The organism is Rhodovulum sulfidophilum DSM 1374 (assembly GCF_001633165.1).
In the GTDB taxonomy this organism is placed as follows: Bacteria; Pseudomonadota; Alphaproteobacteria; order Rhodobacterales; family Rhodobacteraceae; genus Rhodovulum; species Rhodovulum sulfidophilum.
In genome coordinates, this window is record NZ_CP015418.1 from 270078 (window position 1) to 291861 (window position 21784).

Sequence of the window (21784 nt, forward strand, 5' to 3'; positions counted from 1 at the left end):
GGGCGGACCTCAGATCGGCAGGCCCACGACGAAGCGGGCGCCCAGTTGTTCCGACGTAACGTCGGCCTCGGTCGGGCGGATGTTCTCGGCCCATATCACACCGCGATGGGCCTCTACGATCTGTTTCGAGATCGCAAGTCCGAGACCGGAATGATTGCCGAACTGCCCGGCCGGCCGCTCGGAATAGAAGCGGTTGAAGATCTTGGTCAGCGCCTCTCCGGGGATGCCCGGCCCGGTATCCTCCACCACGACCAGCACCCGATTATCGCGTTTGCGCGCCCAGACACGCACCGCATCGCCGGCCTCGCAAAACGAGATCGCATTGGTGATGAGATTGACGAAGACCTGCGCCAGCCGCGCCTCGAGACCTTGGATCTCGATCGGATCCGGCGGCAGGTCGGCGATGAAGTCGATGCCGCGTTCGCGCGCCTGCTGCCCGAGATGATCCGCAAGACCGCGCAGCATCCGCACCAGATCGACCGTCGTTTCCTCTTCCTTGACCAGTTCGCTGTCGAGCCGGGACGCGTTCGAGATATCGCTGACCAGCCGGTCGAGCCGACGCACGTCATGTTCAATGACGTCGAGCAGCTTGGCACGCTGATCCTCGCGCCGGGCCCCCCGGAGCGTGCCGGTGGCCGACCGCAGGCTGGCAAGCGGGTTCTTGATCTCATGCGCGACATCGGCGGCAAACTGTTCATTGGCGTCGATCCGGTCGTAAAGCGCCGCCACCATGCCGCGCAGCGCCCCCGACAGCCGCCCGATCTCATCGGGCCGGGCCGTCAGGTCGGGGATGCGGACCCGCCCCGGGCGCATCGATCGGGCGTTGCGGTTCTGCCCGATCTCGGCGGCGGCCGCGAGTTCGGAAAGCGGATTGGCGATGGTCGATGCCAGAACGAGACCGAGACCGACCGAAACCAGGAGCGCGATCACGAAGACCTGCAGCACCTGCTCGCGTTGGATGCGGACCAACCGGTCGATCTCGCCACTGGCAGAAACCATGGCCACGACCCCGACCACCTGCCGATCCCGAAGGATCTGTGCTGTGACGGAAAATGTCGTATGCCCCGAGGCATCGACCCCGGTCGCGACCTGCAGGCCGTCGGTCAGGGTGATCGCGACCTGATCGGTCAGCCGCCGCTGCCGATCGCCCTCGGCATCATTCCCCTCTTCCCGCCCGAAAAGCGACACCCCGCCCAGCCAGGCACGATACAGCGCATCGGTGATCACGGTGATCCAGCTGTCACCCTCATATTCTTCGACCGCCCAGTCGGTCCGGACAAGGCCGCGGGCATGGCCGACCAGGTTCCCAGCCGCGTCAAACACGAAGACCTCGGCTCCTTGAGCGAGTTCGAGGCCATTCAGCATCGCATCGAGGTCAAGGCCGTTGCCCGCGAGGGGGTCGAGCGGGTCATTGCGCCGGATCTGCGCCTCGAACATGTCGGCGATCAGGTTGGTTTCGGCAACCATACCGCTTTCGCGAAGGCTGAGCAGGCTGTCGCGCGCAGGGTTGAAATACAGCACGCCAGAGATGAGCACGATCTGCGCAATGAGGTTGGCGGCGATGATCCGCCGCGCCAGCGGCGAGCGTTTTAGCGAGACGAAGCCGCGCCATGTGCCACGGGACCGACGGTCGGCCCCCGACCTGCCGTAGGGGGCGTCACCGGGTCCGGCCGCGCCATCGGCACGCCGCTTGCTGTCTCGCACCGGCTCCGCCCCAGGCAATCCGCCTCACTCCTCGTTATAGCGATAGCCGATGCCGTACAGCGTCTCGATCGCCGAGAATTCCGGGTCGACCTGGCGCATCTTCTTGCGCAGGCGCTTGATATGGCTGTCGATGGTGCGGTCGTCGACATAGACCTGATCGTCATAGGCCACATCCATCAGCTGGTCGCGGCTCTTGACGAAGCCGGGACGCTGCGCAAGCGCCTGCAGCAGCAGGAACTCGGTCACGGTCAGCGACACGTCGAGCCCCTTCCAGGTCACCGAATGGCGCAGCGGATCCATCGTGAGCTGGCCGCGCACCATGGTCTTGCTTTCCTCCGGCGACGGACCGGCATCGGCGGCGATCACCTCCTGCCGACGCAGCAAGGCGCGGATGCGTTCGACCAGGAGCCTTTGCGAGAAAGGCTTCTTGACATAATCGTCGGCCCCCATCCGGAGGCCCAGAACCTCGTCGATCTCATCATCCTTGGAGGTCAGAAAGATCACCGGCATCGCGCTTTTCCGGCGCACCCTCTGAAGCAGGTCCATGCCATCCATCCGAGGCATCTTGATGTCGAAAACGGCCATGTCCGGCATGCGCTTGTTGAAGGCGTCCAGCGCCGCCTGGCCGTCATTATAGGTTTCCACCTCGAAACCTTCGGCCTCAAGCGTCATGGAAACGGAAGTGAGGATGTTCCGGTCATCGTCGACGAGCGCAATCCTAGACATGGAAGATTTCCTTATCCTGTCCGCAAGCGGAACCATATGATTTTACGAAACATTTACTCACACCACAGCGCAAATCGCCGACCCGATGCGAATCGCGGCACCACATTGCGCCACATTGAAGCCGGAAAACGTTTACCTAACCGCTAACAGCGCCCTGCCGCCGGGACAGTGCAAATTGCGCTGCTTTTTGCCAAAAGGTGTAAAATGATTGCGCTACCAGAGAAAAAATCAAACTATGATTGCGCTAACGCTCTGACGGCACCTGTTGTTTCATGGAAACGTCATGGTATAGCCGCGCCCACCGGAATGCGGTGGCAAGGAGCATCAGACCATGGAATTCGGACGTGTGAACCCCAATCAGCGCCTTGAGGCCCAGGGCATCGATGGGCTGGGCAAGGTCTATTACAATCTCCTTGAACCCGCTCTGGTCGAGGAAGCCCTCAAGCGCAACGAAGGGACCCTCGGCAAGGGGGGAAGCCTCCTCGTGGCCACGGGCGTGCATACCGGCCGGTCTCCGAAGGACAAGCATGTCGTGCGCACGCCGGAGGTGGTCGAGCATATCTGGTGGGAAAACAACCGCCCGATGGAGCCCGAGGCCTTCGACCGGCTGCATGCCGACATGCTGGCGCATCTCAAGGGCCGCGAGGTCTTCGTCGAGGACCTCTATGCCGGCGCCGATCCCGACAACCGTCTGGATGTGCGGATCATCACCGAGATGGCCTGGCATGGCCTGTTCTCGCGCCACCTGCTGCGCCGCCCCGAACTGGACCAGCTCGACAGCTTCGCACCCGAATTCACCATCATCAACTGCCCGAGCTTCAAGGCCGACCCCGAGCGCCATGGTTGCCGCTCCAAGACCGTTGTCGCGCTGAACTTCGCCAAGAAGCTGATCCTGATCGGCGACACCGAATATGCCGGCGAGATCAAGAAATCGGTCTTCACCCTGATGAACTACATCCTGCCCGGCAAGGGCATCATGGCGATGCACTGCTCTGCCAACCACGCCAAGGACAACCCGGTCGATACCGCGATCTTCTTCGGCCTGTCGGGCACCGGCAAGACCACGCTCTCGGCCGACCCTGCCCGCACGCTGATCGGCGATGACGAGCATGGCTGGTCGGATAACGGCACCTTCAACTTCGAAGGCGGCTGCTATGCCAAGACCATCAGCCTGAACCCCGAGGCCGAGCCCGAGATCTATGCCACCACGTCGAAATTCTCGACCGTGATCGAGAACATGGTGTTCGATCCGCATACCAAGGAGCTCGATTTCGAGGATGACAGCCTGACGGCCAACATGCGTTGCGCCTATCCGCTGCATTACATCTCGAATGCTTCCGAGACCTCGCTGGGCGGGCATCCGAAGAACATCATCATGCTGACCTGCGACGCCTTCGGCGTGCTGCCGCCGATCGCCCGGCTGACCCCGGCGCAGGCGATGTACCACTTCCTGTCGGGCTTCACCTCGAAAGTGGCCGGAACCGAGAAGGGCGTGACCGAACCCGAGCCCACCTTCTCGACCTGCTTCGGCGCCCCCTTCATGCCGCGCCGCCCCGAGGCCTATGGCAACCTGCTGCGCGACAAGATCGCCAAACATGGCGCGACCTGCTGGCTGGTCAATACCGGCTGGACCGGTGGCGCCTATGGCACCGGCTCGCGGATGCCGATCAAGGCGACCCGCGCCCTGCTGACCGCCGCGCTCGACGGCTCGCTCAACGATGCCGAGTTCCGCAAGGATCCCAATTTCGGCTTCGAGGTGCCGCTCGCGCTGCATGGCGTCTCGGAGGAATTGCTGGACCCGCGCCGGACCTGGGCCGAGCCGGCGGAATATGACGCGCAGGCGCAGAAGCTGGTCCGGATGTTCTCGGAGAACTTCGCCCAGTACCTGCCCTTCATCGACGACGACGTGAAGGAAGCAGCGATCGGCTGATCCGTCGATTCGGAATTGAAAAGGCCCGGTCTGACGACCGGGCCTTTGTCATTCAAGAGGGCCGCTTTGCGGCCCGGAATGGGTATTTTCGCCAAGAAGAAGGAGCGATCAGCTGTCCGACCAGCGGGCAAGCGCGTCCTCGTCGGCATCGCGGGCCGCAACCCAGGCCGCGCCGTCCGTGCCGAATTCCTTCTTCCAGAACGGGGCGCGGGATTTCAGGTAATCCATCAGGAATTCGGCCGCGGCGAAGGCATCGGCACGGTGCGGAGCGGCGGTTGCGACCATCATGATGGTCTCGCCGGGGGTGAGGCTGCCATGGCGGTGGATGACAAGACAGTCGAGGAGACCGAAGCGCGTCATCGCCTCGGCGGAGATGGTCTCGAGCGCGCGTTCGGTCATACCGGGATAATGTTCGAGCTCCATCCGGGCGAGCCCGCCATCGTCGCGCACCAGACCGGCGAAGGTCACGACCGCACCGGCATTGCCGCATCCTGTGGAAAAGACGGCGCATTCGGCGCCGAAATCGAACGGGGCGGCCTGGACGCGGATGCGCATCTCAGCCGCCGGTCATCGGCGGGAAGAAGGCCACCTCGCGCACGCCCGCAAGCGGCGCATCGAAATCGGCAAGTTCCTGATCGACCGCGACCCGCAGCGCCGAGAGATCGGCGAAGGCGGCGGCATAGCGCTCTTCGCGGGCGGCGAGTTCATCGACCAGGGCGGCAACGGTCGGGGCCCCGGTCTCGATCCGCTCTTTCGGCAGGCCGATCCGTTCGCGGACCCAGGCGAAGTAGAGCACGTCGATCATGGCACCTTCTCCTCCTTGAGATAGGGCCAGGACTTGGCGAAATAGTCGGCCCCGGTAATCAGCGTCAGCGCCGCCGCGGCCAGCAGCAGCGCGGTTCCCAGCCACTCGATGGCGGCATGGGGCAGGATGCCATGGGCGATCAGCACCGAGATCGCGACCATCTGCACCGTGGTCTTCCATTTGGCGAGCTTCGTGACCTTGAGCCGGCCGGCCTGGGCGCCGAGAAACTCGCGCAGGCCCGAGACGAACACCTCGCGGAAGACGATCACCGTGGCGGCAAGCGTCAGCCAGGTCGGCATGCCGAACTTGGCCACCACCACCAGCAGAGCGGCCAGCACCATCGCCTTGTCGGCGATCGGGTCGATCATCGCGCCGAAGCGGCTGGTCAGATGCCAGCGCCGGGCGACATAGCCGTCGATCCAGTCGGTGACCGAGGCCCCGATGAAGAGCACCAGCGCGACCCAGTCGGCGACGGGGCTGTCCCAGAGGAAGTAGACCAGCGGGAACAGCGGCGCGGCCGCGAGTCGCAGCACCGACAGGATATTGGGGAGTGTCCATCTCATGGCCGGGTCATAGCGCGTCAGCCGCGCTCATGGAAGAAGCCGTAGATGGTTTCGGCAAGGCTGTCGGAAATTCCCTCGACCGCCTTCAGATCGGCGAGCCCGGCCCGGCTGACCGCCTTGGCGCTGCCGAAATGGGTCAGAAGCGCGCGTTTGCGGGTCGCACCGACCCCGGGCACCTCGTCGAGCGGGGTCGCGCCCATGGCTTTCGCCCGTTTCGCGCGATGGGTCCCGATGGCAAAGCGGTGGGCCTCGTCGCGCAAACGCTGGACGAAATAGAGTACCGGGTCGTTATGCCTCAGCGCGAAGGGACGTTCGCCGGGGCGGTGGAACTCTTCCTTGCCGGCATCGCGGTCGATGCCCTTGGCCACCCCCACCACGGGCAGATCCTCGACCCCGAGATCGCCCATGATCTCGGCCACCGCCCCGACCTGGCCCGCGCCGCCATCGATCAGCAAGAGATCGGGCCAGGTCTCGCCCTGGCGGTCGGGGTCTTCCTTCAGGAGGCGCTGGAAGCGGCGGGTCAGAACCTCCTTCATCATGCCGAAATCGTCACCCGGCGTCAGGCTGTCGCCGCGGATATTGAACTTGCGGTACTGGCTTTTCAGAAACCCCTCGGGACCGGCCACGACCATGGCGCCGACCGCATGACTGCCCTGGATATGCGAGTTGTCGTAGATCTCGATCCGCTTCGGCGGCGCCTCCAGCCCGAAGGAGTCGGCCAGCCCGGCCAGAAGCTTGCCCTGGGCCGCGGATTCGGCCAGCCGCCGCCCGAGGCTCTCGCGCGCATTGCGGGCGGCATTCTCGACAAGCTCGGCCTTCTCGCCCCTTTGCGGCACCGCAAGCTCGACCTTGCGCCCGGCCTTCTGGGACAGCGCCTCCGCCATCAGCTCGCGGTCCTCGATGTCATGGGACAGAAGCAGCAGCCGGGGCGGCTCCTTGTTGTCATAGAACTGGCCGAGAAAGCCCTGCAGCAATTCGGGCGGCTCGGCGCCGCTGCCGGTCTTCGGGTAATAGTCGCGGTTGCCCCAGTTCTGATGCGCCCGGATGAAGAAGACCTGAACGCAGGCCTGTCCGCCCTCCATGTGCAGCGCGATCACATCGGCCTCGGCCACGCCGCGCGGGTTGATGCCCTGCACCGATTGCACCTGGGTCAGCGCCCGGATCCGGTCGCGCAGGCCCGCGGCGCGCTCGAATTCCATCGCCTCGGAAGCCGCCTGCATCTCGGCGGCCAGCGCCTCCTGCAGGCCCGAGGACTTGCCTTTCAGGAAATCCTCGGCATCGCGCACCGCAGCCGCATAGCCCGCCTCGGAGATCCGCCCGACGCAGGGCCCGCTGCAGCGCTTGATCTGGTACAGCAGGCAGGGCCGGGTGCGGCTTTCGAACATCGCGTCCGAGCAGTTGCGCAGCAGGAACGCCTTCTGCAGCTGGTTCAGGGTCCGGTTCACCGCGCCCGCGCTGGCGAAGGGGCCGAAATAGGCCCCTTTCACGGTCTTGGCGCCGCGATGCTTGCGGATCTGCGGAAAGCGATGGTCCTTGGCGACCAGAATGTTCGGAAAGCTCTTGTCGTCGCGCAGCAGCACGTTGTAGCGCGGCTTGAGCTGCTTGATCAGGTTCTGCTCGAGCAGCAGCGCCTCGGTCTCGGTCCGGGTCGTGAGAAACATCATCGACGCGGTTTCCGAGATCATCCGCGCGATCCGGCCGCTATGCCCCGACGGCTTGGCATAGTTCGAGACCCGCTTGCGCAGATTGCGCGCCTTGCCGACATACAGCACCCGGCTTTCGGCATCGAGCATCCGGTAGACGCCCGGCGAGTTGTCGAGCGTGGCCAGATAGGACTGGATGCAGGCATGACCGCGGGGGCGCGGGGCGGCTTCGCTATCCTCGGTCGGGGTCATCTCTCAGCATCCGTGATTCCGAAGCCGCCCTGCAACGGTCTCCCGGCAGAGGCAAGGGAAAACAAATCCACGACTTCTGTGGATAAATTTGCGCATAACCTGCGGGCACCTGCAAATTTCCATTGTTTTCCGCCTCATTCATTGGTTTGCCTAAATTTTAGGCACCCCCGCAACCAGCTGATTTCCAGCCATATTTTTTCAGACTGTGACAAAATCTTGATATTGCTTAATAAATCATTACCAAACTGTGACGTTACCGTTACAGGTGGACAAATCGAGGCGACGGCCGCCCTGTCACCCTGCCCGTCCCCTATTCGACGCCCAGCACATCGGGCGTCCGCCAGCCCAGATGCTGGCCGCCATCGACGCAGATCAACTGGCCGGTGACCGCCCGCGCGGTCAGCAGATAGTCGAGCGCTGCACAGATGTCCCCGGGATCCGCTCCGCGTTCGAGCACCGTGCTGGCGCGCTGCCGGGCGAAGTGATCCTCGGACTGGCGCGCGCCCTTCAGGGTGGGCCCGGGGCCGATGGCATTGACCCGGATCGCGGGGGCCAGCGCCTGCGCGGCGGTGCGGGTCAGCGCCCACAGCCCCATCTTGGCCAGCGTATAGGTCATGAATTCGGGCGTCGGCTTCAGCACCCGCTGGTCAATCACATTCACCACCAGCCCGGTTGCCAGCGCTTCGCCCGCCGCATCGCGCGCGGGCTCGGTCACGCCGGCGGCAAGGCCCTGCATCAGCACGAAGGGCGCCCGCAGGTTCGAGCCGAGATGACGGTCCCAGCTTTCGCGGGTGGCCGTTCGGATGGTGTCATATTCGAAGATCGAGGCGTTGTTGACCAGAACCGTCAGCGGCCCGCCCAGCGCCTCGGCCGCGCGCGGCACCAGGGCCTGGGTCTCGTCCTCGTCCAGCAGATCGGCCCGTAGCGCCACTGCCCTCCGGCCCAGCGCCCGGATCTCTGCCACGGTCTCGGCGGCAGCCTCGGCACTGCCTGCATAATGCACCGCCACGTCATGACCGCGCTCGGCCAGATGCAGCGCCATCGCCCGGCCCAACCGCTGCGCGGCGCCTGTAACCAGTGCCCGCCCGCTCACAGCAGAAGCACCCCGGCATAGGCCGCATAGAGCAGGAAGAACACGGCCCCCCAGGCCCGGCCCAGCGCGACCCGCCAGACGACGAAAGGTATCAGCAACAGAGCGGCTCCCAGCATCACCCAGAGATCGAAGCGCAGCATTTCGGGCGGCACGGCGATATCGCCGAAAAAGCTCGCCATGCCGATGATGGCCAGCAGGTTGAACATGTTCGACCCGATGACGTTGCCCATCGCGACATCGGCCTGGCGCCGCAGCGCGGCCATCACCGTGGTTGCCAGCTCGGGCAGCGAGGTTCCGACCGCGACCAGCGTCAAGCCTATCACCGTCTCGGACACGCCGATCTCGCGCGCGATGCTGATCGACGCATCGACCAGCAGATCGGCTCCGAGCGGAAGCCCCAGAAGCCCCAGCACCAAAAACATGCAGATCTTGAACCAGCCCAGCGAGGGGTCGGCGCCCTCGACCTCGTCCTCAGCCGCGTCGGGCGCGGCGCAGCGCGCGGCCTCGGCGGCGTCGCGGCGATGCTTGCGCGCCGACAGGAAGGCATCGACCAGCACGAAGCCCAGCACCAGCATCAGCGCGATGCCGTGAATCCAGGTGATCGGCCCGATCAGACAGACGAAAAGGAAAATCAGTGTCGCGCCGATCATCAGCGCATAGGTGCGCCTCGTGTCGCATTCATCGGTGCGAATGCCCGTCATCAGCGCCGGAATACCCAGCACCATCAGCACATTGGCAATGTTCGAGCCGACAACGTTCCCCATCGCGATCCCGGGCGAGTCGTCGAGCACCGCCTTGATCGAAATCAGCAGCTCGGGCGCCGAGGTGCCGAAGGCCACGATCGTGAGGCTCACGATCAGCGCCGGAACCCCGAGACGCAGCGACAGGTTGACCGCCCCCTTGACCAGACTGTCCCCGGCCAGCAGCAACAGCGCCAGCCCCAGCCCCGCATGCAGCAGATCGCTCGCCATCCGGCCCTACCCCTTGCCGCAGGGGCATGGCCCTCTGCCGATCCTGAACCGCCCGCAATGCGGACATTTGGCGGGCCTGCGTCGCCCGGGCAGCAGGCCGCCGCGCGGGCGCGGCAGGCGCAGCTTTCCGAACATGCCGAGCGCGGCCATGCCGATAAGAAACAGAAGCGCGACCTTCAACAGCATCGGCTACAGACCATATCGCGACCAGAGGAGCCGCGCCTCGAGCTCGTCGGCAATCCCGACGACCCCCGGCGCCCCGAGCCGCGACCAGAGCCCGCGCCGCGGCGCATGCAGCGAAAAGCGGACCTTGTCGCCGAAGCGCTCCTTCATCTTCGGCACGAGATGCCCGATGCCGTCGGCCAGCCCGACCTCGACCGATTGCTGGCCGACCCAGACATCGCCGGTGAAAAGATCGCGGTCAGCCGCAAGCCGGGCGCCGCGTCTTTGCCGCACATGATCCTTGAACGCCGCGTGGATCGGCTCCTGCAACTGCATCAGCCGCGCCACATCCTCGGGCTTCTCTGGCTTGAACGGATCGAGGAAGCTCTTGCTTTCGCCCGCGGCATGGACCCGGCGCTCGACGCCATGGCGCGCGATCAGGTCCTGAAAGCCGAAGCCCGCATAGATCACCCCGATCGAGCCCATGATCGACGAGGCATCGACCCAGATCTCGTCGCCAGCGCAGGCAAGCCAGTAGCCACCGGAGGCGGCGACATCCTCGACGAAACTGTAGACCGGCGTCTGATGCTCGTCGGCAAGCCGCCGGATACGGGCCGCGATCAGCGCGCTCTGAGCGGGCGAGCCGCCCGGCGAATTGACGATCAGCGCGACCGCGTCGGGCTTGCCCTTCTTGAAGGCGCGCTCGATCACCGGGGCAAGCCCGGCATCCGAAAGCGCGCTTCCGCGGGACGAGGCGGCAATCGTGCCCGAGAGGCGAACGACAGCGACGAGCGGGTCCGATTTTACGAAGGGAAGCCAGCGTTTCATGTCATCGGATGTAGAGTGGCGGAAAGCGGCGAACAAGGTATCGGTGCGAAACCGGACAGATTGCGGCGCCGCACCCCCTCCTCCGGCCTGTCCTCCGCCATGCTCGACCGGGCATGATGCCGTCTCGCCACGCCTTCACGCCCGCCGTCAGAACGGCCTCTTAAACGAGTAGCTCCCCTATCCCGGTTCCGCGGCCCCAGATCGGCGGATAGCATCGCAGGCGGGACGGCCATGCGCCCTGCCCTAATGCAGGGGACGGCGGGCGATCCCGATAGGGTCGGGAAAATACTGCCGCCCCGTTCTGTCAGTCCGCGCGTTCGGATCTGTCGATATCACAGCACTGGCGGCACAAAGCCATCCGGTCCGGGTGATCGCGCCCCCGTTTCTCCAGTTCAGTCAGGCGGCCCACCCTGCCGACCACGAAAGCAATTCGATCAGGGCGGGAGTTCGGACATCTCTTCAGGGCTTTGTATCGGGCAATTCTCGCTTGAAGCGGTCAAGATCCGAAGCGTGATCGCATGGGAAAGACCGTGGCGGGCGGTGTGCGAAAAACTGTCGGACGACTGATCGCGGGCCGCGGTCGAGACGTCATCCTGCCTCTGGCGTGCGCAGACCAATGCGCCGCGGGAGGCATACAAGCCGCCCCCTCCGCGCCCCGAACCGGATCGGAGGCCTCGTGATCCGCCCTCTTCCATTCCGCAATGCGCTGTCGTCGCGGAATGGATCCAGACCGGGGGCGGCAGCTGGTGAAGACCGCCCCCGGTCATCGCAATGTCATGCGGACAGCTCAGCCCCGGCAGGACCCACGGAACCGGCCAAGGCCCGCTCTGCGGCAGCAGACAAGCTGAAAGCCCCTATCGGGACCGCGGACTGGACGGATGGAAGCAGACGACCTGCTCCCTCGGCCTCATCTCCGTCAACCTCTTCCCCGTCGACGCCGCCATGCCGACCGACCGCATCCCTGCCGCGCCGCCTCAATAGAGAACGACGCTGCGAATGCTCTCGCCGGAATGCATCAGATCGAACCCCTTGTTGATTTCGTCGAGGCTCAGGGTGTGGGTGATCAGCGGATCGATCTCGATCTTGCCCTGCATGTACCACTCGACGATCTTCGGCACGTCGGTCCGGCCGCGCGCGCCGCCAAAGGCGGTGCCCTTCCAGGTCCGCCCTGTGACCAGCTGGAACGGCCGGGTCGAGATCTCGGCCCCCGCAGGCGCCACCCCGATGATGATCGACTCGCCCCAGCCCTTGTGGGCGCATTCCAGAGCGGTGCGCATCACATTGACGTTGCCGGTGCAGTCGAAGCTGTAATCGGCGCCGCCCTTGGTCAGATCCACCAGATAGGGCACCAGATCGCCGTCGACCTCGGACGGGTTGACGAAATCGGTCATCCCGAAGCGCTCGGCCATGGCCTTCTTGGCGGGGTTCAGATCGACCCCCACGATCTGGTCGGCGCCGATCATCCGCAGGCCCTGGATCACGTTGAGCCCGATGCCGCCCAAACCGAAGATCACCGCCCGGCAGCCCGGTTCCGCCTTGGCGGTGTTGACGACCGCACCGACCCCTGTGGTCACGCCGCAGCCGATATAGCAGACCTTGTCGAAAGGCGCGTCCTCGCGGATCTTGGCAACCGCGATCTCGGGCAGTACCGTATAGTTCGAGAAGGTCGAACACCCCATGTAATGCAGGATCGGATCGCCATCGAGCGTGCGAAACCTCGAGGTGCCGTCGGGCATGAGTCCCTGGCCCTGGGTGGTGCGGATCGCCTGGCAAAGATTGGTCTTGGGATTCAGGCAGTATTCGCATTCCCGGCATTCGGCCGTGTAAAGCGGGATCACGTGATCGCCCTTCTTCACGCTTTTCACCCCGGGGCCCACATCCACCACGACGCCCGCACCCTCATGGCCCAGAATGGCAGGGAAAAGCCCCTCGGGGTCGGCGCCCGAAAGGGTGAATTCATCGGTATGGCAAATGCCGGTCGCCTTGATCTCGACCAGGACTTCGCCCTCGCGCGGACCATCCAGCTCGACCTCGGTCACCTCAAGCGGCTTGCCCGCCTGAAACGCCACAGCGGCACGGGTTCTCATGGGTTATTTCCTCCGGTGACAGCTTTTATAGTTTTATTATATTAAGAGTATGGAAGCCCTCTCTGCCACCGGCAAATGCGACCTTGGTTGGTCTCCCGGCCGACACAGGACACCTGCGGTCCCGGCCTCGGCAGCAGGATCCGATATGCGCAGCATTGCGGCGATGGCAGTTGGGCGCTTGCCGGAGGTCTCCAACAGCGGCCGCCAATTTCTTGCCCCCGACCTGGCCTTGCGTCCCGCGCGAGATCGAGAGGCTCTCGTCCCGCCTGATCTGGCCGCATCCCATCAACCCCGAAGGACTTGCCAGGCTCGCCCCCGACATCTGCAAGACTCTGGCCAATCGCGCTGCACCGCTCTCTATGCGGCGTCTCCCGCCCAATGACCTCGCTTCGCGGATCGCCGACTTCGCCGGACCGGAACCGGGTCGTCGTCGACCGCAGTCGCCGCATCCAGCGCAGCCTCGGCGCTCCTGCCTTTGCGAGCCGCCCCCTCGACCGGCGCTATCATGCCAGACTTTCATCAGTCGAACCAACGCTGTCGCTGTTCCGCCGCCGCGGCACCGCAATCTTCGGCGGGCCGGAAATCTGTCCCGGGCGAGACATGACCCGACCGCGCTGCACCCGTTGGGCCAGGCGCCCGGCCGAAGGAGTGGATCGCAATCCGTCGGGCAGATAGTCCGAGATGCAGGCCGCAGGTTCAGCCCCCGGGGAAGTAGCCGCGCACGAGAGCTTCGGAAATCAGGCTCCAGCCGTCGGCAACGACGAAGAAGGCCAGCTTGAACGGCATCGCCACCACGGCCGGCGGGACCATCATCATCCCCATCGACATCAGAATGGCCGCCACAACGAGGTCGATGATCAGAAACGGAAGGAAGATCAGGAAGCCGATCTCGAATGCACGCTGGATTTCGCTGAGCAGAAACGACGGCACCAGCAGCGAAAGCGGCGCATCGGCGATCGCGGCTGTGGGGTCGGCCTGCGGCCGAAGCGACAGCAGGCGCTCGAAGGTTTCGGCATCGGCGCGTCCGGCCATGAAATTGCGGAACGGGTCGAGAATGCGCGGGATGGCCTCGTCGATCGGCAGCGTCTCGTTCATCATCGGCACCACGCCCGCCTGCCAGGCCTGGGTGAACGTCGGCTCCATCACGAAATACGTCAGAAACAGCGCAAGACTGACGATCAGCATGTTGGGTGGCGATTGCTGAAGCCCGATCGCCTGACGCAGCAGCGACAGAACGGTCACGATGAACGGAAAGCAGGTCAGCATGATCGCCAGACCGGGAGCGAGACTGAGAACCGTCACCAGAAGGATCATCTGGACCCCGCGCCCGGCCAGCGACCCGCCCTCGCCGAGCGAGATCGAGATTTCCTGCGCCTGGGCGGGCAGAGCCAGGGCAAACAGGAACGGAACGGCCGGAACAAGGCGCAGGGACATGTCCTTCAGGCCCCCGAAACGGTGTCGATGATCTCGGTCAGGCGGACCGCGATCTGACCGGCCTGGGCGCCTTCGACCTCCTGCAATTCGCCACGGGCGATCAGACGGTCGCCGATATAGAGTTCGACCGGATCGTCGATCCGCCGGTCGAGGGGCAGGATCCCGCCACGGTCGATCTGCAGCAGATCGCGCAGCAGCGGCCGGGCCTTGCCGACCGAAACGGTGATCTCGATCGGAACCTGATCGAGAAACTTGGCGCCAAGGCCTTCGCCCGGCGCGTCGGAAGATGTGTCAGCCATGACGGCGTGCCTCCTCTTCGGTGGTCATGAAGTCATTCAGCGCGCTGCGGATCGCCGCCAGCATGCCGTCGATGTCAATTTCGCGCTCTGCCGCGCCGCCGCGCAACACAGCCTGGCCGGGTCCGAGCGCAGGATCATCGACAATGCGCAGCGGCAGCCCCGGATCGGCCCCGACAAGCTCTTCGAGAGCTTCGCGATTCTCGGGGCAGACCTGCAACTGCAGCGGTCGATCGGCCTCGGTTTCGGCCATCTCGCGGGCGATCTCGACAACCTTCGGGGCCAGCCCCCCCCGCGCCAGTTCCGGCAGAACGCGCTCGACCATGACGCTCAGCAGAGGCTCCAAGGCCTCAAGAACGTGGACCCTGGCTTCGTGATAGCCGAATGACAATTCCTGCAGGGTTTTCTCGAAAGCGGCACCGATCCTTGCGCGCGCCGCGGCTTCGGCTGCGCTGGCATCGTCCCAGCCAGCGCGATAGCCCTCCTCATAGGCATTGAGCCGGATCTCCTCGGTATCTATTGCAGGCGGCTCGGGGTCGATCTGAGGACCGGCCTCATGATCGGAGAAATCCTCAAGGAACAACCGGGACATCAGGCTTTCTCCTGCCGGTCTTCCATCCAGCCGCGCAGGATCGCGATCGATTCCTCGCGGCGGCTTTCGATCAGGTCGCGCAGGCGATCAACCGGGCTGTCGCCACCGCCGCCGAAGCCGTCCATGCCAAGCGGTTGGTCCGAGAAATCGGCGGGATCGATCGCGGCCATGGTCATGGCGGGCAGGCCCAGATCGTCCTCCATCCCGTCCTGCGGACCATCGGCCGGATCGATCTCGCCATTGAGCCAGGTTTGGTCCTGACCGCCACCAGCCGGCGCAGGCAGTCCCGCAACCGCCGCCTTGCCCTGACCCGCAAGAATCGGGCGGACGACGAACAGGCCGAGGATCAGAGCGACCACCGACAGAACCGCCAGTTGGATCAGCGTCAGCGGATCGAGCGTGAACTCACCGAACAGGCTGCTTTGCGGCCCGCTCCCGCCCGCATCGAGCGGCTCGAACCGCATCGACTTGATCGTCAGCGCATCTCCGCGCTCGGCGTCGAAACCGGCCGCCGAAGCGATCAGCTCACGCAGCGACTCGAGGTCGGCATCGGGCAGCGGTTGCCAGGTTTCGCTGCCATCCGCGGCGGTCGAGGTCACGCCCTCGACCAGCACGGCAATGCTGAGCCGCTTGACCGCGCCCGGCGCGCGCAGAATCTCGCGCTCTGTTTGCGAAACCTCGTAATTGACCAGTTCCTGGGTCTCGCTCTCCTTGTGCTGCGACGAACGGTCGGTTTCACCGTCGCCATTCGGCAGGTTGCTGGCCACTGTGACCGCGCCGCCATTGGTATCGCTGGAGCTCGATTGCCGCTGCTGGTTGTTCTCGCTGATCGCGACCCGGCCCTCGGGGTCGATGATCCGCTCGCGGATCGACTCGCGCTGGGTCTCGGTATCGACACTGACCTCGACGATCGAACGCCCGGGCCCGAGCCGGGCCGAAAGCAGTCGCTCGAGACGCGCTTTCAGGATCTCTGCACGGTCCTCGCCTGCCGCCGAGAGGCTCGAATCATCCGCCACGACCGTGCCGCTATTGGCATCGATCACCGAGACATCCTCGGGCCTCATCCCGGACACGCTCGCCGCGACCAGATAGCGGAGCGCCTTGGCCTGGGCCCCCGAGACCGATCCGCCCGCCGCAGCCACCGTCACGGCCGCCGAAGGCCGCACGTCGCGGGCAAAGGGCCGGGAACTCGGCGTGGCGATATGCACCCGCGCGCTGCGGAACTGGGAATTGCCAGCGATGGTGCGAGCCAGTTCGCCTTCCTTCGCGCGCCAGTAAGCCGCGTCGAACATCTGCGATGTCGTGCCGAATCCCGACAGGCCGTCGAGCAATTCGTACCCCGCCGATCCGATCGCGGGCAGCCCGTCGCTGGCCAGCGTCATCCGCAGCGCGTCGCGCTGGCTGGAATCGACATAGATCGCGGGACCTTTCACCTCGTAGGCCACACCCGACTGGTCCAGCGCGCGGATCACATCGCCCGCGGCAGCGGTATCGAGACCGGAATAGAGCAGCGCCATGCGCGGCGATGTGGCCACTCGTGACAGTGCGAGTACAGCCGCGAACATGGCGACGGTTGCGATGGCCACGACCACTCTTCTGCGTGGGCTCAGCCCGGTCCACATGGACAACAGCTGCTGCAAGTGACTTCTCCCATTCCGGGGGGGCTTCTGCCCCGTTTCTGCCTCACATCCTTCGCAGGCCCGGCTTAACAATCGGTTAGCCCTCATCCGGCTATAGAGGAGCCAACACAGAAGGAGCCCAGGACATGGCTGCGACCGATATGGCCGAAGCGGAAGAACCCGCGAAATCCTCGAAAAAACCTCTCATCATCGGAGCGGCGCTCGCGCTCGTCCTGGGCGGCGGTGCATTCTTTGCGCTTTATTCCGGCCTGATTCTCGGCGGCGATCCGACAGACGAAACAGCAGCGGGGGCTCACGGCGGTCACGGAAAAGCGGCCGAATCGGGGCCGCTCGATGTCGCTTTCGTTCCGATCGAAAAAATGATCATCTCGCTCGGTCCCGAATCCGCGAGCCGTCATCTGCGCTTCGAGGCCCAACTCGAGGTGACCCCCGCTTATCAGGAGGACGTCACGTTGCTGATGCCGCGCGTTCTCGACGTGCTTAACAGCTATCTGCGGGCAGTCGACATGGCCGAGCTCGAAGATCCGACCACGCTCATCACACTCCGCGCGCAAATGCTGCGCCGGGTGCAGCTCGTCACCGGAAACGGCCGGGTGCGCGATCTGCTCATTACCGAATTCGTGCTGAACTGAGGAGAATCCCATGGCGCTGATCTCGGACATTCTGCTCATTGCCGGAGCACTCGGAGCGACGCTCTACTGCTATGTTCTGGCGAGGCGATTGCGGCGTTTCAACGACTTGGAAAAGGGCATGGGCGGGGCGATCGCCGTGCTTTCGGCCCAGGTCGACGACATGACCAAGGCCCTCAAGGGCGCCCAGTTCTCGGCGAAAAGCTCGACCGACAGCCTCGAAAGCCTGACCGGCCGCGCAGAGGATGTCGCACGACGTCTCGAACTGCTGGTGGCCGCGATGCACGATCTGCCCGAGGACACGGTCCAGACGGCAGCCAGCCAGACCCCGAAACCTGCGGCAACCGCGGCGCCGGAGACGGCGCCGGCCGCGCAGCCCCCGACCGCTACCGCGGATGGCGAGCCCATGGTATTGTTCCGTCGCACTGCCCGGGAGGCCGCGGAATGAAAGGTTCCTCGCGTTCGAAACGTGCCAGCGGCGCTGTCCTTCCGGTCATCGCGGGGCTCTTCCTCGCATCCGGCCTGATCCGCTTCGGCGACGGCACCGCCCAGGCGCTGGCCCAGGAATTGCAGGAAATGACCGCACCTGCCGGAGACAGCGGCACCGATGGCGGGCATGATACCGCGACCGATCCCTGCCCGCCCCCCGCCGACATCGCCGATCTGCTCGAGGCCCTGAAAACCCGCGCCGCCGAGCTGGACGCGCGCGAAGCGGCGTTGAACGACAGGGCTGCAACGCTCGACATCGCCGGAGAAGAGATCGCACAGCAGATGGCGTCCTTGCAGGCGGCCGAAGACTCTCTGAAATCGACCCTCGCCTTGGCCGATCAGGCCGCCGAGAACGATGTCGCGCGTCTGACGGCCGTCTACGAGAGCATGAAACCCGAAGAGGCCTCCGCGCTGTTCGCCCAGATGGATCCGGAGTTCGCCGCCGGCTTCCTCGGGCGCATGCGGCCCGATCTGGCCGCTGCGGTGATGTCGGGGCTTGAACCGAACGTCGCCTATTCGATCAGTGTGATCTTGGCAGGACGAAACGCCAGGGCTCCAAAAGAGTGAACACACCTTGTTAACTCGGGTCTGAGACTGTCCCCGGCAAGGTCAGAGTAGCGGAGCACTATCCATGATTGGTATCGTCGGGATCATTCTCATCTTCGTGATGGTGTTCGGCGGCTACGTTATGGCTGGCGGCAAGATGGGTATCATCCTGCATTCGCTGCCCTTCGAATTCGCAATGATCGGCGGGGCCGCGGCCGGTGCCTTCGTCATCAGCAACGACATGGCCGCCATCAAGCACACACTCAAGGATATTTCCAAGGTTTTCAAAGGCCCCCACTGGAAACCCGAGGACTATCGGGATCTCCTGTGCCTGCTGTTCGAGCTGATTCGCGTTGCCCGCCAGAACCCGCTTGAACTGGAAACACATATCGAGGCTCCGGGCGACTCCGTCATCTTCGGCCGCTACCCCAAGATCGTGGCAGATCACGAGGCCGTCGATCTGATATGCGATACGCTCCGCGCCGCCGGAATGAACTATGATGATCCCCATCAGGTGGAGGAAGTCCTGGAAAAGCGGCTAGAGGCACATCTGCACCATTCCATGCATTCGAGCCACGCGTTGCAATCGGTGGCCGACGCGCTGCCTGCCCTCGGCATCGTCGCTGCGGTGCTGGGCGTAATCAAGACCATGGCCTCGATCGACCAGCCACCCGAGATTCTGGGCAAGATGATCGGTGGCGCCCTCGTCGGTACCTTTCTTGGAGTGTTCCTCGCTTACGGCTTCATGGGGCCCTTCGCCTCGAAACTGAAGGTCGTCGTCGAAGAGGATGCGCATTTCTACCTGCTGATCCGCGAGGTCCTGGTCGCCAATCTTCACAACCACCCGCCGGCGATATGCATCGAGGTCGGACGGCAAAACACGCCCGGCGGCAGTCGGCCGAGCTTCTCCGAACTGGAAGAGGCGCTGAAAGCGTCGAAACAGGAGGCCGCATGAACGCGCGCCACATCTTTCTGGCCTTGGCCCTGTTTGCGTGCCAGCCAGCGCTCGCCCAGCAGGTCGAGATCCGCTCGGGCGAGCATCCCGACTATTCGCGTCTGGTCTTCGAGACCGACGCGCCGCAGGCTTGGACGCTCGGACGCGGTCCGGACGGCTATCTGCTCCGATTTGACAACCGCGCGCTTCGCCTCGATCTGGGCGGTGTCTTCGACCGAATACCGCGCCGCCGCCTGACCGATGCCGCGCTGGTCGCGCCAGGACTGGTTTCCCTGCGCATCGGCCAGAACGCTCATGTCGAGGCCTTCGAATTGCGCCCAGGTCTTCTCGTCCTGGATTTTCGCACCGGTCCCGCACCGGAAGATTCTCCGTTCGAAACCGCCCTGCAATCCGCAGCAGACACCCCCGCCGAGGAAGAGGTTCCGCCCGCGCCTGCCGAACCGGTCCGCCCCGACGCCCCTTCAGCCGTCGATATCGCCGCACAGTCCCCCAGCCCGAGCCCCGAACCCCCGCCGGTTCGTCTTCCAATCGACCTAGGCTTGAAATCGGGACTCAACCCGTCCGCAGGCATGAAACCTCCCGCCGCGATGGTGGAAAAGATGCTGGAGCCTGAAATTCCCCCGGCAGAGACCGACCCGAGAGTGGCGGCTATGCGCTCCGAACTGATGAAGCAGATCGGCCGCGCCACCGCACAGGGCCTGCTAGAACCAGCAATAGACCTGCCAACTCAACCCGATCCTGGCCCTGCTGAGACAGTATCGAACGCTCAGGACGCGCTGCCGGAGCCCGGCCAGCGCGCAGAGGACAGCGGCCAGGCCGAAACGCAGATCGCGGAAGATCATACCCCCTCTGACTGGCGCAACATGCGAGTCGAAACCAGCATGGATCGTGGGCTCGACACTCTTTCTGACGATAGCACCCTCGCGGCAGATGGGACCCGTTGCCTATCGGACGACAATTTCGACGTGATCGGCTGGGGAGGCGACCGCACCCCCGGCGACCTGCTCGCCGAGAAGCGGAGCGCACTTCTCGACATGCGCGACGCCACCGACCCTTCCGGCGTCATCGGCCTCGCCCGCGCCTATATCGCGATGGGTTTCGGCGCCGAGGCGCGCGCCGTTCTCGCCGCCACCGCAACCGAAACGCCCGTTGTGCCATTGCTCCGCGAGATGGCCGCCATCGTCGATACAGGCCAGGCCAATCATCCCGAGTTATTCGATTCCCAGATATCCTGCCCGACCCGCGCAGCGCTTTGGGCCGCGCTGGCCCGGCCGAAGCTCGGGGATCTATCAGACTTCAACCGAACCGCACTTCTGCAGAGCTTTTCCGAGCTTCCCATCCATTTGCGCCGCCATCTCGGTCCGAGACTGGCCGAACGGTTCCTTGCGGCAGGCGATCAGGCAACCGCGCTTCAAATCCGCAACGCAGTCGCGCGCACCGGCGCGAAGGGTCAGACGACAGACCTGACGATCGTCGAGGCGCAGATAGAACTTGCCCGCGGTTCCGACACGAGAGCCGACCGGAAAATCGATGAGGTTCTTGCCTCTGGTGGAAGCGGAACGGCCGACGCACTGGCGCTTCGAATCGAAACCGGGCTCAGCCGCGGCCAGCCACCGTCGGAGGACTCGCTGGCTCTTGCCGAGTCGCTCGCCTTCGAACGCCGTGGCACGGCCAGCGGCACCCGGCTCCTTACGCTCGCAATCCGCGGCCACGGCGCCCGCGGAGATTTCGAGACGGCCTTCGCGATGCTGGCCCATCACGGTCTGGAAGGGCAGACTGAGCTGTCTTCCGAACTTCTAAGCGAACTCACGCGTAGCGGGTCGGACGAGGAATTCGTGCGCGAGATTTATATGGGCGCGCTGACACTTCCCGACTTGTCCGCAGATACCGAAGCACGCCTGGCCGTCGCAGACCGGCTGACCGCCATGGGCTTCCAGGATCGCGCCGCAACAGTACTCCAGCCATTGGCGCCCCAGGGCACGCCACGCGAACGACTGGTCCGCGCCCGGCTGGCCTTGGCCCAGGGCAATGCTGGCGAAGCCAAGCAATATATAGCGGGGATCGATACCCCCGAAGCCAACTCATTGCGTGCCCTGATCGCCCAACGGCAAGGCGATCTGAAGTCGGCTGCCGATTATCTCGGTGCGGTCGGCGATGCCGAGGCGCAATCGGCTATGGCCTGGCGTGCCCGGGACTGGAGCGGCGTCGAATCCTTGGGCGACCCGAACCAGCGCGCCTTCGTGAAAACCCGGCGCAACCGCGAACCTGCCGATCTCACAATGGACCCCAGCCTCGCAGTGGCCCGCGACGCCCTTGGCACCAGCGAGATCATGCGTGAAAGGCTGAGAGCACTGCTCGACCGGCCCGGCACCCAGCCCTGACCGGTATCCCATTCAGCCTTTGTCAATTCATACGGCCTAGGCTCCGGCAAAGTTAGTT

General features: G+C 64.7%; 20 protein-coding genes. 6 read left to right on the forward strand and 14 right to left on the reverse strand.

The window, feature by feature from the left end; all coding sequences use genetic code 11:
- Positions 1-9 precede the first annotated feature (9 nt).
- Positions 10-1704, reverse strand: coding sequence for a sensor histidine kinase (locus A6W98_RS01395; RefSeq protein WP_042456927.1), 1695 nt, complete (start codon positions 1702-1704; stop codon positions 10-12).
- A gap of 24 nt (positions 1705-1728) precedes the next feature.
- On the reverse strand, positions 1729-2430 hold the full coding sequence (locus A6W98_RS01400) for a response regulator transcription factor (protein ID WP_042456929.1): 702 nt from the start codon (positions 2428-2430) through the stop codon (positions 1729-1731).
- A gap of 331 nt (positions 2431-2761) precedes the next feature.
- Between A6W98_RS01400 and A6W98_RS01405 the strand changes: the two genes are divergently transcribed.
- The gene (locus tag A6W98_RS01405; protein ID WP_042456932.1) at positions 2762-4360 is read left to right on the forward strand and encodes a phosphoenolpyruvate carboxykinase; all 1599 of its coding nucleotides are present in this window, start codon (positions 2762-2764) and stop codon (positions 4358-4360) included.
- A 108-nt stretch (positions 4361-4468) separates the two neighbouring features.
- Here A6W98_RS01405 and A6W98_RS01410 read toward each other — a convergent pair whose 3' ends face one another.
- The 12 genes from A6W98_RS01410 to fliF form a co-directional block, all read right to left on the reverse strand.
- Positions 4469-4915 (reverse strand): molybdenum cofactor biosynthesis protein MoaE, encoded by a 447-nt coding sequence (locus tag A6W98_RS01410; protein WP_042456935.1) that lies wholly within the window; start codon positions 4913-4915, stop codon positions 4469-4471.
- A gap of 1 nt (position 4916) precedes the next feature.
- Complete coding sequence (moaD, locus tag A6W98_RS01415; RefSeq protein WP_081251724.1) at positions 4917-5165, reverse strand: molybdopterin converting factor subunit 1; 249 nt, start codon at positions 5163-5165, stop codon at positions 4917-4919.
- On the reverse strand, positions 5162-5728 hold the full coding sequence (gene pgsA / locus A6W98_RS01420) for a CDP-diacylglycerol--glycerol-3-phosphate 3-phosphatidyltransferase (protein WP_042456938.1): 567 nt from the start codon (positions 5726-5728) through the stop codon (positions 5162-5164). Before pgsA ends, moaD begins: the two co-directional genes overlap by 4 nt.
- Before the next feature lie 17 nt (positions 5729-5745).
- On the reverse strand, positions 5746-7623 hold the full coding sequence (gene uvrC / locus A6W98_RS01425) for an excinuclease ABC subunit UvrC (protein WP_042456941.1): 1878 nt from the start codon (positions 7621-7623) through the stop codon (positions 5746-5748).
- A gap of 310 nt (positions 7624-7933) precedes the next feature.
- Entirely contained in the window at positions 7934-8716 is a 783-nt protein-coding gene (locus A6W98_RS01430) for an SDR family oxidoreductase (RefSeq protein WP_072071635.1), read from the reverse strand.
- Entirely contained in the window at positions 8713-9687 is a 975-nt protein-coding gene (locus A6W98_RS01435) for a calcium/sodium antiporter (RefSeq protein WP_042456946.1), read from the reverse strand. Before A6W98_RS01435 ends, A6W98_RS01430 begins: the two co-directional genes overlap by 4 nt.
- 189 nt (positions 9688-9876) lie before the next feature.
- Positions 9877-10677: a S49 family peptidase gene (locus A6W98_RS01445; RefSeq protein ID WP_042456952.1), complete on the reverse strand. Its 801-nt coding sequence runs from the start codon at positions 10675-10677 to the stop codon at positions 9877-9879.
- 974 nt (positions 10678-11651) lie between these two features.
- Positions 11652-12764 carry an S-(hydroxymethyl)glutathione dehydrogenase/class III alcohol dehydrogenase gene (locus tag A6W98_RS01450; RefSeq protein ID WP_042456957.1) on the reverse strand — a complete coding sequence of 371 codons (1113 nt, stop codon included), beginning with the start codon at positions 12762-12764 and terminating at the stop codon, positions 11652-11654.
- Between the two features lie 696 nt (positions 12765-13460).
- Positions 13461-14198 (reverse strand): flagellar type III secretion system pore protein FliP, encoded by a 738-nt coding sequence (gene fliP / locus A6W98_RS01455; RefSeq protein WP_042456959.1) that lies wholly within the window; start codon positions 14196-14198, stop codon positions 13461-13463.
- 5 nt (positions 14199-14203) lie between these two features.
- The gene (locus A6W98_RS01460; RefSeq protein WP_042456962.1) at positions 14204-14497 is read right to left on the reverse strand and encodes a FliM/FliN family flagellar motor switch protein; all 294 of its coding nucleotides are present in this window, start codon (positions 14495-14497) and stop codon (positions 14204-14206) included.
- A complete protein-coding gene (locus A6W98_RS01465; protein WP_052677883.1) occupies positions 14490-15086 on the reverse strand; it encodes a FliH/SctL family protein in 597 nt (198 codons plus the stop codon). Before A6W98_RS01465 ends, A6W98_RS01460 begins: the two co-directional genes overlap by 8 nt.
- Positions 15086-16708 carry a flagellar basal-body MS-ring/collar protein FliF gene (fliF, locus tag A6W98_RS01470; protein WP_231098420.1) on the reverse strand — a complete coding sequence of 541 codons (1623 nt, stop codon included), beginning with the start codon at positions 16706-16708 and terminating at the stop codon, positions 15086-15088. Before fliF ends, A6W98_RS01465 begins: the two co-directional genes overlap by 1 nt.
- Positions 16709-16851: 143 nt before the next feature.
- On the opposite strand from fliF, the gene A6W98_RS01475 reads away from it, so the two are divergent.
- The 5 genes from A6W98_RS01475 to A6W98_RS01495 all read left to right on the forward strand — a co-directional run bounded on the left by A6W98_RS01475 (position 16852) and on the right by A6W98_RS01495 (position 21726).
- Positions 16852-17358, forward strand: a complete 507-nt coding sequence (locus tag A6W98_RS01475; protein WP_042456968.1) for a flagellar basal body-associated FliL family protein — start codon at positions 16852-16854, stop codon at positions 17356-17358.
- Positions 17359-17368: 10 nt separating this feature from the next.
- The gene (locus tag A6W98_RS01480; RefSeq protein WP_042456971.1) at positions 17369-17803 is read left to right on the forward strand and encodes a hypothetical protein; all 435 of its coding nucleotides are present in this window, start codon (positions 17369-17371) and stop codon (positions 17801-17803) included.
- The gene (locus A6W98_RS01485; protein ID WP_042456974.1) at positions 17800-18411 is read left to right on the forward strand and encodes a MotE family protein; all 612 of its coding nucleotides are present in this window, start codon (positions 17800-17802) and stop codon (positions 18409-18411) included. The genes A6W98_RS01480 and A6W98_RS01485 overlap by 4 nt, the downstream gene beginning before the upstream one ends.
- 64 nt (positions 18412-18475) lie before the next feature.
- Positions 18476-19345: a flagellar motor stator protein MotA gene (gene motA / locus A6W98_RS01490; protein WP_042456976.1), complete on the forward strand. Its 870-nt coding sequence runs from the start codon at positions 18476-18478 to the stop codon at positions 19343-19345.
- Positions 19342-21726, forward strand: a complete 2385-nt coding sequence (locus A6W98_RS01495) for a hypothetical protein (RefSeq protein ID WP_042456978.1) — start codon at positions 19342-19344, stop codon at positions 21724-21726. The genes motA and A6W98_RS01495 overlap by 4 nt, the downstream gene beginning before the upstream one ends.
- Positions 21727-21784 lie beyond the last annotated feature (58 nt).